Below are 597 nucleotides of genomic sequence, written 5' to 3' on the forward strand. Positions count from 1 at the left end.
GCTGATGGTGAAGCGTTCCTAAAAGACAACGCTCTACGTCCAGAAGTTAATGTTCTTGAATCTGGCCTACAGTACGAAATCATCACTGAAGGTACTGGCGAAATCCCAACAGCTGATAAATCTGTACGTGTTCACTACCACGGTGAACTAACAGACGGCACAGTATTCGACAGCTCTGTATCTCGCGGCCAACCAGCTGAGTTCCCAGTAACTGGCGTAATTAAAGGTTGGGTTGAAGCTCTACAACTAATGCCTGTAGGTTCTAAGTGGAAACTATACATCCCACAAGACCTTGCGTACGGTGAACGTGGCGCAGGCGCTGCAATCCCTCCATTCGCAGCACTAGTATTCGAAGTTGAGCTACTAGACATTCTATAATTGAGACTTTTCTCAATGACCTACATAAAGCGGCGCATTAGCGCCGCTTTTTTTATAAAATAATAGAAGTTATCAGTCAGATGACCTAAAAAAATAAATACAACAAATAAGTTAAAACGCTCAACCGTCGGAGGTACTATGCGTAAAACTCTCCTAACTTTAGCTCTCCTATCAGTGAATATTGGCAGCGCACATGCGTTTTTGGACACTGTCGTAGAT

The 597-nt window shown here is 43.7% G+C and carries 1 protein-coding gene and 1 pseudogene; both read left to right on the top strand.

The window, feature by feature from the left end; all coding sequences use genetic code 11:
* A partial coding sequence (locus R7Z47_RS25805; protein ID WP_318130890.1) for an FKBP-type peptidyl-prolyl cis-trans isomerase occupies positions 1–378 on the top strand: 378 nt, incomplete at its 5' end.
* 138 nt (positions 379–516) lie between these two features.
* Positions 517–597, top strand: a pseudogene (locus tag R7Z47_RS25810) (DUF2780 domain-containing protein); the annotation flags it as partial.

This window comes from Vibrio sp. 1641, assembly GCF_033339995.1.
GTDB lineage: Bacteria > Pseudomonadota > Gammaproteobacteria > Enterobacterales > Vibrionaceae > Vibrio > Vibrio alginolyticus.